Genomic DNA, 13621 nt, shown 5'->3' with positions numbered 1-13621 from the left:
GTTCAATGCAGGGTTGAAACCTGAGGCACAATTGGTTGAGATCATGGCCGGTGTCAAGCTGAAACGGTCGAGATCGAAAATATAGCAAGAAATTCCGGAATTCAGCGCAAGTCGTATATCCTGGCGGCGAAGGCAAGTTGAAAAAATGCGATAGTCTCCCGAACGTATAACGCGCGGGAGACATTCGCAGAAACTGCTGACGTTACGTCAGGTGTGACTCTGATGGGTGACGATCACGGGGATCAGAAGGTCGCCCCAGTTGCCGTCGCCGCCATGGTGCCTGGCCGAGCGCACCAGCTCCACCGAGACGCCGGCCTCGACTGCCTTCATGACCGACTGGTTGAGCCTGTGCAGATCGTTGGCGAGCATGCGGATCGTCGCCTGCTGGTCGACGCTCATCGCGCTCGATTGCTCTTCTGCCCTTTCCTTGACGCGGCTTATCGATGCCATTGGTCTTCTCCTCGATTCAAAATGCCCTGCGGGCGTTTCCTCTGGTTGTTGTCCCTTACTCGGCCGCCGGCCTGAACTGGGCGTGCTCGGTCGATTCATGCATGGCGGTGGTCGAAGACTGGCCGCCGGTGATCGCCATCGACACGGCGTCGAAATAGCCGGTGCCGACCTCGCGCTGGTGCTTGGTCGCGGTGTAGCCGTTGGCTTCCGCCGCGAACTCGGCCTGCTGCAGTTCCGAATAGGCCGCCATCTGGCGGTCCTTGTAGCCGCGCGCCAGCTCGAACATGCCGAAGTTCAGCTGGTGGAAGCCAGCCAGCGTGATGAACTGGAACTTGTAGCCCATCGCGCCAAGCTCCTTCTGGAACTTCGCGATCGTTGCGTCGTCGAGGTTCTTCTTCCAGTTGAACGACGGCGAGCAATTGTAGGCGAGCAGCTTGCCCGGATGGTGCTTGTGCACGCCTTCGGCGAACTTCCTGGCCTGCGCCAAATCCGGCTTCGAGGTTTCGCACCAGATCAGGTCGGCGTGGGGCGCATAGGCCACGGCGCGCGCGATGCAAGGCTCGATGCCGTTCCTCACATTGTAGAAGCCCTCGACCGTGCGGCCGGCGTCGTAGTCGACGAAAGGCCGGTCGCGCTCGTCAATATCGGAGGTCAAGAGCTTCGCCGCTTCCGCGTCCGTGCGCGCCACGACCAGCGTCGGCGTGCCCATCACGTCGGCCGCCAGGCGCGCCGCGTTAAGGTTGCGGATATGCGCCGCGGTCGGGATCAGCACCTTGCCGCCGAGATGGCCGCATTTCTTTTCCGACGCCAGCTGGTCCTCATAGTGGACGCCCGCGGCACCCGCCTCGATGAAGGCCTTCATGATCTCGAAGGCGTTGAGCGGGCCGCCGAAGCCGGCTTCGGCGTCGGCGACGATCGGCGCGAACCAGGTCTCGACCGAAAGCCCGTTGCCTTCGGATGTCTCGATCTGATCGGCGCGCTGCAAGGTGCGGTTGATGCGCTTGACGAGTTCCGGCGCCGCGTTGGCCGGATAAAGCGACTGGTCCGGATACATGGCCGAAGCCGTGTTGGCGTCCGCGGCGACCTGCCAGCCCGAAAGATAAATCGCCTTCAGCCCGGCGCGAACTTGCTGCATGGCCTGGTTGCCGGACATCGCGCCGAGCGCGTTGACGAAATCCTCCTCATGGATGAGCTTCCACAGCCGGTTCGCGCCCATCTCGGCCAGTGTCTGGCGGATTTGCACCGAGCCGCGCAGCCGCTTCACATCCTCTGGCGAGTAGGGGCGCTCGATGCCGTCGAAACGGCCTTCCGGCGCGGAGGGGACGAGGTTGTAAAAATCGGTCATTGGTGACTCCGGATCGTTTTGAAAACTGCTTCAGCGCCGCATCGCAAAGGCATATCTCGCGACGTCTGCGTATGACATCGTTTACATTGCAGCGCGAAATACGCCAGGGAAACCGCCGCTTAGTGCCGAAAATAAGGGAAAAGCTGTGTTGCCATTGACAAACCAGCTCTGTAAATTTGTCATAATTGTAAAGGCAGCAGGGCGAGCGTCGGGCTCGATGCGCATGTAAATTCCTGTCAAGGGTGGAACGGATGGCCGACCAGAAGATCTTTGCCGGGCCGCGGCTGCGTCGGCTGCGCAACGCCAGGGGGCTGACCCAGACGGCAATGGCCGAGGGATTGGGTATCTCGCCCTCCTACCTCAACCTCATCGAGCGCAACCAGCGGCCGCTGACGGTGCAGCTCATCCTCAAGCTGGCCTCCGTCTACAAGGTCGATCCGCATGAATTGCAGGGAGAGACAAAAGGCTCGATCGCGGCCTTGCGCGAAGCGTTCAGCGATCCGCTTCTTGCCGGCGAACTGCCCGGCGATCAGGAACTGATCGACCTCGCCGAGACGGCGCCCAATGCCTCGGCGGCAATGGTGAAGCTCTTTCGCGCCTATCGCGAGCAGGCCGAGCGTCTGTCCGATCTCAACCAGCTCCTGGCGAAGGAGGGCAGGGCGACCGCGCTGTCCGGCGCGCGCCTGCCCGCCGACGAAGTCCACGAAGTGTTCGAACGCCGGCCGAACCACTTTGCTGCGCTGGAGGAGGAGGCGGAGGCTTTCACATCGCTCCTCGAGCCCGGCGACGATCTGTTCGGCGCGCTGAAGGCTTGGTTGCGGCGCGAGCACGGCATCGTCGTCAAGGTGCTGCCGGTCGCCACCATGCCCAACTGGCGCCGTCGCTACGACCGTCATTCGCAGCGCCTGTTCCTGTCGGAGCGGCTGTCGCCTTTCGACCAGTTGCGTGAGGTCGCCATGGAGGCGAGCCTGATGCGCATGTCGGTGGCCGTCGCAGGCGAGATCCAGGCCTTGAAGCTCGGCACCGACGAGGCGCGCCGGCTCGCCCGCTTCGAGCTCGGCCGCTATGCCGCGCACGCCCTGATGATGCCCTATCAGGCCTTCCACGCCGCCGCCGTTCGCGCCCGTTACGACGTCGATGTCTTGCGTTCCCGCTTCGGCGTCTCTTTCGAGCAGGCGGCCAACCGCCTGACCATGCTGCAGCGGCAGGGCGCGGCCGGCGTGCCCTTCTTCATGCTGGAAGTCGACAATGCCGGCAACCGCTTCCGCAAGGCCGGCAGCCAGGGTTATCCGCAAAGCCGCTTCGGCGGCGGCTGCCCCAAGCTTCCCATTCATGCGGCCTTCTCGCAGCCGGGTCAGATCCTGGTCGAGGCGGTGGAAATGCCCGATGGCGCCGAGTTCCTTTGCATCGCCCGCACGTTGGAAGGCCCGCAAGGCGCCTTCTCCGAACGGCCGCGTCGCACCGCGCTCCTGCTTGGTTGCGATATCGGTTTCCGCGATGAGATCGTCTATGGCGCGGCGCTGCCGGCCGGATCTTCCGGCAAGCCTGGGCAAGGCTTCGCCACTCCGGTCGGTCCCGCCTGCAGGCTTTGCGAGCGCGCCGGCTGCCTGGCACGCGCCGAGCCGCCGGTGACGCGCCCGCTCGGCCTCGACGAGATGGTGACGGGCCTCAGCGCCTTTGACTTTCAGGGATGATACGGCGGATGTGCCCCAAGCCTCGCCGGGCGCTGGATCACGCCGGCCCGGCGTCTTTGCGCTAGGCGATTGAGATGCAGTCCCGTCGTCCAAGCCGCGGTGTTGTCGTCTGAGACACGGTCCTGTCGCCCTTGGTGCATCGTGCAGCCCGCAACTCGCTGACAATCGTGTCCATGACCGATACCGCTTCGCCGCCCGCCGCCTTGCCTGCCGTCTCGCCGCGCGAGGAGCGGATCGGCATGCTCCTGGTCTTCCTTTCGGCGCTCATGTGGAGCTTCGGCGGCACCATCGCCCGCTTCATCCATATCGATGACAGCTGGACCGTGGTGTTTTGGCGCTCGCTCTGGGCGGTGGCCTTCCTTGTTGCCTTCATGCTCTGGCGCGATGGTTGGCGCGGCACGTTGAGGTTGTTCCGCGACATGGGATTGCCCGGGCTTGGCGTCGCCCTCTGCTTCGCCACCGCCTCCACCAGCTTCGTCGTGGCGCTCGCCTACACCACGGTCGCCAACATCCTTTTGATGCAGGCCGGAGTGCCGCTGCTGGCGGCGCTGCTTGCGTGGCTCTTGTTTCGCGAGCGTGTCAGGCCGGCGACCTGGATCGCCATCGCCGCAGTGATCACCGGCGTCGCGATCATGGTCTCCGAATCCCTCGACGGAGCCGTGTCCCCTATCGGCGACGGCCTTGCGCTGCTGATCGCGGTGATGTTTTCCGTGGCGACCGTGATCACCCGGCGCTACGCCCATGTGCGCATGGTGCCGGCCAATTGCCTCGCGGCGCTACTTGCCGGCGCTTTCGCCGCCTCCCAGGCGTCCTCGTTCGCGGTCTCGGGGCGGGATATGGGCTTCCTCTTCGCCTTCGGCGTCATCAACCTCGGCGTCGGCCTCGCCTTTTTCGCCATGGGCGCCCGGCTCGTGCCGGCGGCGATCGCGGCGCTGCTCGGCACCTTCGAGCCGATCCTTGGGCCGATCTGGGTCTGGCTTGTCCATTCCGAGGTGCCATCGGTGCGCACCATCATCGGCGGCGCGGTCGTGGTCACGGCGCTGCTCGTCCATATCGGCCTGGAGTTCAAACGTCAGGCGCGGCCGGCGCGTCCCGGCATCACCGGCCTGCCGTCACCCAATTGACCAATGCATGTCGCCCAGAAGTGTGCAGCGGTTCTGGGACAACGACATGCATCAAGACAACAGCATGTCGCCCAAAACTGCGCAGCGGTTTTGGGAGACGACATGCATCAAACAAAGACCTAAAGCGCGTCGCCTGAATCCCTTTCAGCGCGAGGCGCTTTAGGCAGCCTTCCCCATTGACAACCCCGCTTCCGGGCGGGCAGGCTGCTGCCACGGCAACAACAAGACAGGCGTATCTTGCCAAGTGTCTCTGCCGGCCTGACCAAGGCCGGATCACATCGTCGTATCTCTGCCCACGCCACGGCGAACGCCGCTGACGCCGCCCGGGTACCTTACAAGGGCACCCTGCGGGAGGTCTTTGACCACCGACCGGCAACCCGGCGCAGCGCCGACAGGTCGCGCTTGTTGCCCTCCGGAAAGCTCAATAGTCTGAAACCAACGCCGCGCCGCCATATCGCGACGAGCCGGCAAGGGAACACTCACCAAAGGAGAACACCATGATCCGCAAAGCGCTCTGGCTTTCGGCGACGTCGGTATTTCTGACGCTTTTCACTGCAGGCGGCCATGCCGAGGACCGCGTTGTCAACGTCTACAACTGGTCGGACTATATCGACAGCTCGATCATCGACGACTTCACCAAGAAGACCGGCATCAAGGTCGTCTACGACACCTTCGATTCCAACGAGATCCTCGAAACGAAGCTGCTGGCCGGCGGCAGCGGCTACGACGTCGTCGTGCCGAGCGCGAACTTCCTGGCACGCCAAATCCAGGCGGGCGTGTTCCAGAAGCTCGACAAGTCGAAGCTGCCGAATCTCTCCAACATGTGGGACGTCATTTCCGAGCGCACCGCCAAATACGATCCGGGCAACGAGTATTCGGTCAACTATATGTGGGGCACCGTCGGCCTCGGCTATAATGTCAAGAAGGTGCAGGCCGCGCTCGGCACCGACAAGATCGACAGCTGGGACGTCTTCTTCAATCCGGACAAGCTGGCAAAGCTGAAGGATTGCGGCGTCTATGTGCTGGATTCTCCCGCCGACGTCATTCCGGCGGCGCTGAAATATCTCGGCCTTGATCCCAACAGCACCTCGCCGGACGATATTTCCAAGGCCGAGGACGCGTTGCTCAAGGTCCGCCCCTATATCCGCAAGTTCCATTCGTCCGAATATATCAACGCGTTGGCCAATGGCGATATCTGCCTGGCGATCGGCTGGTCGGGCGACGTCTTCCAGGCGCGCAACCGCGCCGTGGAAGCCAAGCAGGGCGTCGAGATCGGCTATTCGGTGCCGAAGGAAGGCGCGCAGATGTGGTTCGACCAGATGGCGATCCCCGCGGACGCGCCGCATGTCGCCGACGCGCTCGAGTTCATCAACTACATGATGACCCCCGAAGTCATCGCCAAGTCGTCGAACTACGTGCTCTACGCCAACGGCAACAAGGCTTCGCAGCAGTTCGTCGACAAGGCGATCCTGGAAGATACTTCGGTCTATCCCGACGAAGAGACGATCAAGAAGCTCTACACGGTTAAGCCATATGATCCAAAGACACAGCGCGTGATCACGCGCACCTGGACCAAGATCGTCACCGGTCAGTAAGCGTTGAGACACGGCCCCGGCAGCCAACTGCCGGGGTCGCTTTCTTTTGGGGAATCAAAAAAGTAACGGAGTGGGGATCATGAAATCGCTTGGCAGCATCCGCAGGGATTTCGCGCCATGGAACGACCCGAACGCCAAGCCATATATCCAGTTCGACAAGGTCACCAAGAAGTTCGGTGACTTCACCGCCGTCAACAATCTGTCGCTGACCATCTTCGAGCGCGAATTCTTCGCGCTGCTCGGCGCCTCAGGGTGCGGCAAGTCGACCCTGCTCAGGATGCTCGCCGGCTTCGAGGAACCGACGGCGGGCCGCATCCTGCTGGACGGGCAGGATCTGCGCGGCATCCCGCCCTACAAGCGGCCGGTCAACATGATGTTCCAGTCCTACGCGCTATTCCCGCATATGACGGTGGAGAAGAACATCGCCTTCGGCCTCAAGCAGGAAGGCATGCCGGGACCCGATATCGAAAAGCGCGTCGCCGAGATGCTGAAGCTGGTCAAGCTCGAGCAGTTCGCCAAGCGCAAGCCGCATCAGCTCTCGGGCGGTCAGCGCCAGCGCGTGGCGCTTGCGCGCTCGGTCGCCAAGCGGCCCAAGGTCCTGCTGCTCGACGAACCGCTCGGCGCGCTCGACAAGAAGCTGCGCGAGGAAACGCAGTTCGAGCTGATGGACCTGCAGCAGGAGCTCGGCCTCACCTTCGTCGTCGTCACCCACGACCAGGAAGAAGCCATGACCATGGCCGATCGCATCGCCATCATGGACAAGGGCGAGGTCATGCAGGTCGCGACGCCAGCCGAGATCTACGAGGCGCCGACCTCGCGTTTCGTGGCGCATTTCGTCGGCAACGTGAACATGTTCGAGGGCAAGGTTGCCGAACACACGGCAAACGCGACGCGCATCACCGGCGCGACCGGCGCCCAGATCGTCGTCGACAATGGCGGCAACGCCGCTGCCGGCTCCGACATCGTCTTCGCGATCCGGCCGGAAAAGATCAAGGTCTCCTCGAAAAAGCCCGCCGATGCCGTCAATGCGCTGGAAGGCGAGGTCTATGACGTCGCCTATCTCGGCGACATGACTGTCTTTCACATCAGGCTCGACGACGGGCAGATCGTGCGGGCAAGCGCCTTGAACGCCTCGCGCGTCACGGAGGATCCGCTGACCTGGAATGACCGCGCCTGGGTCTCCTTCCGGCCCGATGCCGGCGTCGTGTTGACCAGGTAGGAGGCTGAGATGGCCGATATCGCAGCGACCGCCGCCCCGTCGACGGAAACCACAACACTGCCGGCGAGGCTGGCGAAGAGCTTCGTCAACCGCCTCGTCATCATCATCCCCTATCTCTGGCTGCTGTTCTTCTTCCTCGTTCCCTTCATCATCGTCTTCAAGATCTCGCTGTCGCAGACGGCGATCTCGATGCCACCCTACACGCCGGTGCTCGACTTCAGCGACGGCATCTCGGGATTCTTCGCCGGCTTCCGCGAGCTCAACTTCGACAACTACACCTGGCTCACCCAGGATGCGCTCTATTTCAACGCCTATGTGACGAGCCTGATCATCGCGGCGATATCGACGATACTCACCCTGATCGTCGGCTATCCGATCGCCTATGGCATGGCGCGTGCGCCGGCGACGATCCGTCCGACCTTGCTGATGCTGGTGATCCTGCCCTTCTGGACCTCCTTCCTGATCCGCGTCTATGCCTGGATCGGCATCCTCAAGCCCGAAGGCTTGCTCAATCAGTTGCTGATGTCGCTGCACATCATCAGCCAGCCGCTGGTGATCTTGAACACCTACACGGCGATCTTCATCGGCATCGTCTATTCCTACCTGCCCTTCATGGTGCTGCCGCTCTATTCGTCTCTTGAGAAGATGGACTATTCGCTGGTCGAGGCCGCGGAGGATCTCGGCTGCCCGCCGATCGGCGCCTTCTGGAAGATCACCTTCCCGCTGTCGCTGCCCGGCGTCGTCGCCGGCTGCCTGCTGGTGTTCATCCCGGCCGTCGGTGAGTTCGTCATCCCCGACCTTCTCGGCGGCTCGCAGACGCTGATGATTGGCAAGACGCTCTGGAACGAATTCTTCTCCAACCGCGACTGGCCGGTCTCCTCGGCGGTGGCCGTCATCCTGCTTCTGGTTCTGACCATCCCGATCATGTTCTTCCAGCAGGCGCAGGCAAAGGCACAGGAGCAGGGCAGATGAACTCGACCTGGAGCCGCTTCAACATCACCTCGATCGTGCTGGGCTTTGCCTTCCTCTATCTGCCGATCGTGCTTCTGATCATCTTTTCCTTCAACGAATCGAAGCTCGTCACCGTCTGGGGCGGCTTCTCGACCAAATGGTACGTGTCGCTGTTCCACAACCAGGGCCTGATGGACGCCACCTGGGTGACGGCGCGCGTCGGCGTCATCTCGGCGACGGTCGCGACCGTGCTCGGCACGCTCGCTGCCATCACGCTGACGCGCTACACGCGCTTCAGGGGGCGGGTGCTTTTCTCGGGCATGGTCTTCGCGCCGCTGGTCATGCCGGAGGTGATCACCGGCCTGTCGCTGCTCTTGCTCTTCGTCGCCGTCGGGCTCGACCGCGGCTTCTTCACGGTCACGCTCGCGCACATCACCTTCACCATGTGCTTCGTCGCCGTCGTCGTGCAGTCGCGGCTGGTCTCGTTCGATCGCTCGCTCGAGGAGGCGGCGATGGATCTCGGCGCACCGCCGGTGAAGACCTTCTTCCAGATCACCTTGCCGGTCATCCTGCCGGCGATCATCTCCGGCTGGATGCTGGCCTTCACGCTGTCGCTCGACGATCTGGTCATCGCGAGCTTCACCTCGGGTCCGGGCGCCACCACGCTGCCGATGAAGATCTACAGCCAGGTGCGTCTCGGCGTGACGCCGGAAATCAACGCCGCCTGCACCATCCTGATCGCGGTCGTGGCGATCGGCGTCATCATTGCCTCGATCGCCAACAAGCGTCGCGAGATCCAGCGCCAGCTCGACGAGCAGGCCGCCCAGCGTGGTTAAATGCATGTCGCCCAGAAGTGTGCGGCGGTTCTGGGACAACGACATGCATCAAAACAAAGACTTAAAGCGCGTCGCCTGAATCCGGTTCAGCGCGACGCGCTTTAAATGGCGGGGGCGCTCTTTGCGCCTCCGAATTTACTGGCCCGAGACGCCGGGAGCGATCGGCGAGATGAACGGCGCGCTCCAGTTGCCGCCGACGAAGAACAGCGACTGGTTCGGCTGGGCGGGAGGCGGACTGGCCGCCTGGCCGTTGGCCTGCTGCTGGGGCTGCTGCGCCGGCTGTCCGGTCGGCACGACGCCGCCGGAGAGCGCCAGCCCGCGTCCGGCGTAGGAGGCGATGCCCGACAGCCAGATCTTGTATTTCTGCGCATTGATCTCGGCCTTGTCGAGGCGCGCAACGCCCTTCGAGATGCTTGCCTTGATCTCGGCGCCGTCGATCGGCAGCGCACCCTTGGAGACATCGTCGAGCGCGAAGAAGCCGCCTTGCTGGTTGCGCTTCAGGAAGGCCGGCAGGTCGAGTCCGTTGAGCGTGCCCGGCCCGAACGTCGCCGAGAACGACCCATCGGCGTTCTCGAAAATCGAGTTCCACGCCTTGCCCGGACCCTTGAGGATGACCGACACCGTACCGGTGCCGGCCGGCACAAGCCGCGTCATTCCCGCCGCCGTGCCAAAGGCGCCCGTATCCACGTCCGATGCCAGGAGCCGCATCTCGACCTGCGTGCCCTCGGGCTTGCGGTCGAAGCGCAGGCTGCTTTGGACGGTGCCGCCGAAGGCCGTTGCGTCGGATATGTCGAAGACGGCAAGGCCGTTCTTGACCTGCGCGGTCGCCGCGACGTCGGCGAGCTGTACCGGTCCCGCCGTCGCATGCGCCGCCGACAGCCTGAGATCGAGATTGATGCGGTCGGCGAAGCTGGTGTCGATGTCGCCTGGGCCGGCCTCGCCGGTGGGCGCGACAGGCGTGAAGGCCGACAGGAAAGATCTCAGATCCAGCGTATCGAAGGCGAGCGTGCCGGCAATCACCGGGCGCCCTTCGGCGAAGGAGAAATCCAGTGCTCCCATGCCCGGATTGTTGTTCAGCGTGACGGTCGTGTTCTCGAATTTGGCGCGCCCCGCCGAGGCGTTCACCTTACTGGTGATCGAGACCGCACCGATCGCGGCACCCGGCGCGAGACCGGCCTGCGACCACTCCAGCACGCGCCGCAGCGACGGCGCGGCGAACTTGGCCTGGCCGTCCAGATAGGCATTGTCCGACATCGAGGCCGTTCCGTCGAAGGAGAATGTCGCTGGCGCCGCCTTGAAGGAGAGGGTGACGGGCGCGGCACCCCCGGCAAACAGCACCAGCGGTTTCGCCGAGGAGAAATCGAGCTGCAGGGTCTCGCCGCGCCAGATTCCGGTCGCAGTCAGCGATGCATCGCTGTTCATCGCCTCCCAATTCACCTGACCGCTCAGGCTGCTCAGGATTTCGGTGTCCTTGCCGTCGGCCGTTGTCACGACGCGGCCATCGCGAAACTCGACCGTGCCGAACGGATCGGAAGGCAATCTGCCGAGGTCGGGCTTCTGCGGGTTGGCGGTGACCACACCGCGCGCGGTATCGATCGAGCGCGTGATGCGCCCCCCGGTCGGAAGCGGCGGCAGATAGAAGCCGCTCGCCATGCGCTGCACCCTGATCGTCGGACGCACCAGCCTTGCGGTCGAGAAGGCGACGTCGCCCTGCAGGGCGGCCATGGCCGAGAGATCGACTTCCACGCGATCGGCCTCGACCACCGGCGGCGCGTCGGTCTCTGTCCATTGCGACAGGGTAACGTCGCTGAGGATGGCCCGGAACTTCGGCCAAACCTCGATGCGCGGCGAGCCGTCGATCGTAACCCTGAAGCCGCTCCAGGCGCTCAATTCCCAGGCGATGCGGTCGCGCACGATGCGCGTCGAGGCAATCAGCGGCAGTGCCGCGACCGCGAGCGCGATGACGAGCACGGCAACGCCGATCGCCCACACCCCGCGCCGGATCAAAGATGATGGCATTTCGCCCCGTATGCTTCTATTGCCGACAAAATCGCCCGACGGGTGTAACCGAGCGCCGGCGCTTTTCAAGTCTTTATGGCCTTGCGATGGCATTTGCGCAGCGACAGCCATGGGTCGCCCGAACAAAATCTTGCTCTGCTGCGCTGCAATATGCATAAGCGAACCGTACGACCCCGGTCCACGGTTGCGCGCCGTTTTTGGAACGATGGCATATGCGATCTTGAGCTAAACGGCTCGAACGCGACGCGCTTTGGGAGAAGCGATCATGGCCGCCGATACACCTTTGTGGACCCCGACGCAGGAGCGCATCGACGCAGCGCCGTTAACCGCATTCATGAAGGCCGCGGCAGCAAAAGCCGGGGAGGCTTTCTCCAGCTACGCGGAACTTCACTGCTGGTCGATCGAGGATCGTGGCGCCTTCTGGAGCCTGGTCTGGGATTTTTGCAATCTTGTCGGTGACAAGGGTGAGCGGAACCTGATTGACGGCGAACGCATGCCCGGCGCCAGCTTCTTTCCTGACGCCAGGCTCAATTTCGCCGAGAACCTTTTGCAGAAGACCGGCGCCGGGGAGGCAATCGTCTTCCGCGGCGAGGACAAGGTCGAGCGCCGGCTGTCCTGGCACGAACTTCATGGCCTGGTATCGCGGCTGCAGCAGCTTTTCCTGTCGCTCGGCGTCAAGGCCGGCGACCGCATCGCCGCCATGATGCCGAACATGCCCGAGACCATCGCCGCGATGCTGGCGGCAAGCTCGATCGGCGCGGTCTGGTCGTCATGCTCTCCCGATTTCGGCGAGCAGGGCGTGCTGGACCGCTTTGGCCAGATCGAGCCGGTCGTCTTCATCGCGCCGGACGGCTATTGGTACAACGGCAAGGCGATCGAGGTGGCCGACAAGGTCCGCGCGGTTGCGGCGAAGCTTGCGAGCGTCCGCAAGGTGCTGATCGTCGATTATCTCGGCACCTCGGGCGACGTCGCCGCCACCATCGACAAGGCGACCGCGCTCGAAGAAGCGCTCTCGCCCTTTGCCGCAAAGACTGTCAGCTTCGAGCGGCTGCCCTTCGCGCATCCGCTCTACATCCTGTTTTCCTCGGGCACGACCGGCATCCCGAAATGCATTGTGCACTCGGCCGGCGGCACGCTCGTCCAGCATGTCAAGGAGCATCGCCTGCATGCCGGCCTGCTCGACGGTGATCGCCTGTTCTATTTCACCACCTGCGGCTGGATGATGTGGAACTGGCTGGTCTCGGGCCTCGCCTCGGGCGCGACGCTTTTGCTTTATGATGGCTCGCCTTTCTACCCCGACGGCAATGTGCTGTTCGATTTCGCCGATGCCGAGCAGATGACCTATTTCGGCACCTCGGCCAAGTTCATCGATTCGGTTCGCAAGGCCGGTCTGAAGCCGATCGCGAGCCACGATCTGTCGAGCGTGCGCACCATCTCCTCCACCGGCTCGCCGCTGTCGCCGGAGGATTTCCGCTTCGTCTATGACGGTATCAAGAAGGACGTGCATCTGGCCTCGATCTCGGGCGGCACCGACATCGTGTCCTGCTTCGTGCTCGGCGTGCCGACCGAGCCGGTCTGGAGCGGCGAGATCCAGGGACCTGGTCTCGGGCTGGCTGTCGACGTCTGGGACGACGACGGCAAGCCGATCCGGCAGGAGAAGGGCGAGCTTGTCTGCACCAAGGCCTTCCCGTCGATGCCGATCGGCTTCTGGAACGACCCCGAGGGCAAGAAGTATCACGCCGCCTATTTCGAGCGTTTCGACAATGTCTGGTGCCATGGCGACTTCGCCGAATGGACGGCGCATGGCGGCATGATCATCCATGGCCGTTCGGATGCGACGCTCAATCCGGGCGGGGTCCGGATCGGCACGGCCGAGATCTACAACCAGGTCGAGCAGATGCCGGAAATCCTCGAGGCGCTCTGCATCGGCCAGGATTTCGACAATGATGTCCGCGTCGTGCTGTTCGTGCGGCTTGCCTCCGGCGTGACCCTGGACGAGGATCTGGAAAAGCGCATCCGCGCCAGAATCCGCACCGGCGCCAGCCCGCGTCACGTGCCGGCCAGGATCGTCGCCGTTACCGACATCCCGCGCACCAAGTCCGGCAAGATCACCGAACTTGCGGTGCGCGACGTGGTTCACGGCCGTGCCGTGAAGAACAAGGAAGCGCTAGCAAATCCGGAAGCGCTAGAGCTGTTCCGCGACCTGCCGCAGCTCGCGGGCTGACGGGGGGCGTGGTTAACGAAATCTGTCCGCCGAATTTACCTAGATTTCACGGGTGGTACACATTCGTAAATTTTTCCGCGCTCCGGTAAGGACTTGTTAAGGGACGACCCCGATAGTCGCGTGTAACTTGAGGGAGAAATCCCGTTCCTCGTCCCCTGAGGTTC

General features: G+C 63.4%; 10 protein-coding genes. 7 read left to right on the top strand and 3 right to left on the bottom strand.

Features of this window, described 5'->3' with window-relative positions:
• Window positions 1-207: 207 nt before the first annotated feature.
• Entirely contained in the window at window positions 208-450 is a 243-nt protein-coding gene (locus tag DPM35_RS30130; RefSeq protein ID WP_042640947.1) for an SMc00767 family acetate metabolism repressor, read from the bottom strand.
• A 55-nt stretch (window positions 451-505) separates the two neighbouring features.
• Window positions 506-1795: an isocitrate lyase gene (gene aceA / locus DPM35_RS30125; protein ID WP_112131122.1), complete on the bottom strand. Its 1290-nt coding sequence runs from the start codon at window positions 1793-1795 to the stop codon at window positions 506-508.
• Window positions 1796-2046: 251 nt separating this feature from the next.
• Here aceA and DPM35_RS30120 point away from each other — a divergent pair, with 251 nt between their 5' ends.
• The 6 genes from DPM35_RS30120 to DPM35_RS30095 all read left to right on the top strand — a co-directional run bounded on the left by DPM35_RS30120 (window position 2047) and on the right by DPM35_RS30095 (window position 9214).
• Complete coding sequence (locus tag DPM35_RS30120; protein ID WP_112131121.1) at window positions 2047-3489, top strand: helix-turn-helix domain-containing protein; 1443 nt, start codon at window positions 2047-2049, stop codon at window positions 3487-3489.
• 173 nt (window positions 3490-3662) lie between these two features.
• Window positions 3663-4613, top strand: a complete 951-nt coding sequence (locus tag DPM35_RS30115; protein WP_112131120.1) for a DMT family transporter — start codon at window positions 3663-3665, stop codon at window positions 4611-4613.
• A 497-nt stretch (window positions 4614-5110) separates the two neighbouring features.
• Window positions 5111-6208 carry a polyamine ABC transporter substrate-binding protein gene (locus DPM35_RS30110; protein WP_112131119.1) on the top strand — a complete coding sequence of 366 codons (1098 nt, stop codon included), beginning with the start codon at window positions 5111-5113 and terminating at the stop codon, window positions 6206-6208.
• Window positions 6209-6287: 79 nt separating this feature from the next.
• Entirely contained in the window at window positions 6288-7427 is a 1140-nt protein-coding gene (locus tag DPM35_RS30105) for an ABC transporter ATP-binding protein (protein WP_112131118.1), read from the top strand.
• A gap of 9 nt (window positions 7428-7436) precedes the next feature.
• Window positions 7437-8399: an ABC transporter permease subunit gene (locus tag DPM35_RS30100; RefSeq protein ID WP_112131117.1), complete on the top strand. Its 963-nt coding sequence runs from the start codon at window positions 7437-7439 to the stop codon at window positions 8397-8399.
• A complete protein-coding gene (locus tag DPM35_RS30095) occupies window positions 8396-9214 on the top strand; it encodes an ABC transporter permease (RefSeq protein ID WP_112131116.1) in 819 nt (272 codons plus the stop codon). Before DPM35_RS30100 ends, DPM35_RS30095 begins: the two co-directional genes overlap by 4 nt.
• 135 nt (window positions 9215-9349) lie before the next feature.
• On the opposite strand, the gene DPM35_RS30090 is transcribed toward DPM35_RS30095, so the two are convergent.
• A complete protein-coding gene (locus DPM35_RS30090) occupies window positions 9350-11233 on the bottom strand; it encodes an AsmA family protein (RefSeq protein WP_112131115.1) in 1884 nt (627 codons plus the stop codon).
• Window positions 11234-11498: 265 nt separating this feature from the next.
• On the opposite strand from DPM35_RS30090, the gene DPM35_RS30085 reads away from it, so the two are divergent.
• Window positions 11499-13457 (top strand): acetoacetate--CoA ligase, encoded by a 1959-nt coding sequence (locus tag DPM35_RS30085; protein WP_112131114.1) that lies wholly within the window; start codon window positions 11499-11501, stop codon window positions 13455-13457.
• The last annotated feature ends 164 nt before the right edge of the window (window positions 13458-13621 follow it).

The organism is Mesorhizobium atlanticum, assembly GCF_003289965.1.
Lineage (GTDB): Bacteria > Pseudomonadota > Alphaproteobacteria > Rhizobiales > Rhizobiaceae > Mesorhizobium > Mesorhizobium atlanticum.
Note: the sequence above shows the minus strand (reverse complement) of the source record. Positions and strands in the feature narration are given on the sequence as shown.

What these genes read in the sequence shown, in the direction of transcription:
- DPM35_RS30130 (WP_042640947.1), bottom strand. Translation starts at nt 450, where the DNA reads ATGGCATCGATAAGCCGCGTCAAGGAAAGGGCAGAAGAGCAATCGAGC.
- DPM35_RS30120 (WP_112131121.1), top strand. Translation starts at nt 2,047, where the DNA reads ATGGCCGACCAGAAGATCTTTGCCGGGCCGCGGCTGCGTCGGCTGCGC.
- DPM35_RS30095 (WP_112131116.1), top strand. Translation starts at nt 8,396, where the DNA reads ATGAACTCGACCTGGAGCCGCTTCAACATCACCTCGATCGTGCTGGGC.
- DPM35_RS30085 (WP_112131114.1), top strand. Translation starts at nt 11,499, where the DNA reads ATGGCCGCCGATACACCTTTGTGGACCCCGACGCAGGAGCGCATCGAC.
- DPM35_RS30115 (WP_112131120.1), top strand. Translation starts at nt 3,663, where the DNA reads ATGACCGATACCGCTTCGCCGCCCGCCGCCTTGCCTGCCGTCTCGCCG.
- DPM35_RS30090 (WP_112131115.1), bottom strand. Translation starts at nt 11,233, where the DNA reads ATGCCATCATCTTTGATCCGGCGCGGGGTGTGGGCGATCGGCGTTGCC.
- aceA (WP_112131122.1), bottom strand. Translation starts at nt 1,795, where the DNA reads ATGACCGATTTTTACAACCTCGTCCCCTCCGCGCCGGAAGGCCGTTTC.
- DPM35_RS30100 (WP_112131117.1), top strand. Translation starts at nt 7,437, where the DNA reads ATGGCCGATATCGCAGCGACCGCCGCCCCGTCGACGGAAACCACAACA.
- DPM35_RS30105 (WP_112131118.1), top strand. Translation starts at nt 6,288, where the DNA reads ATGAAATCGCTTGGCAGCATCCGCAGGGATTTCGCGCCATGGAACGAC.
- DPM35_RS30110 (WP_112131119.1), top strand. Translation starts at nt 5,111, where the DNA reads ATGATCCGCAAAGCGCTCTGGCTTTCGGCGACGTCGGTATTTCTGACG.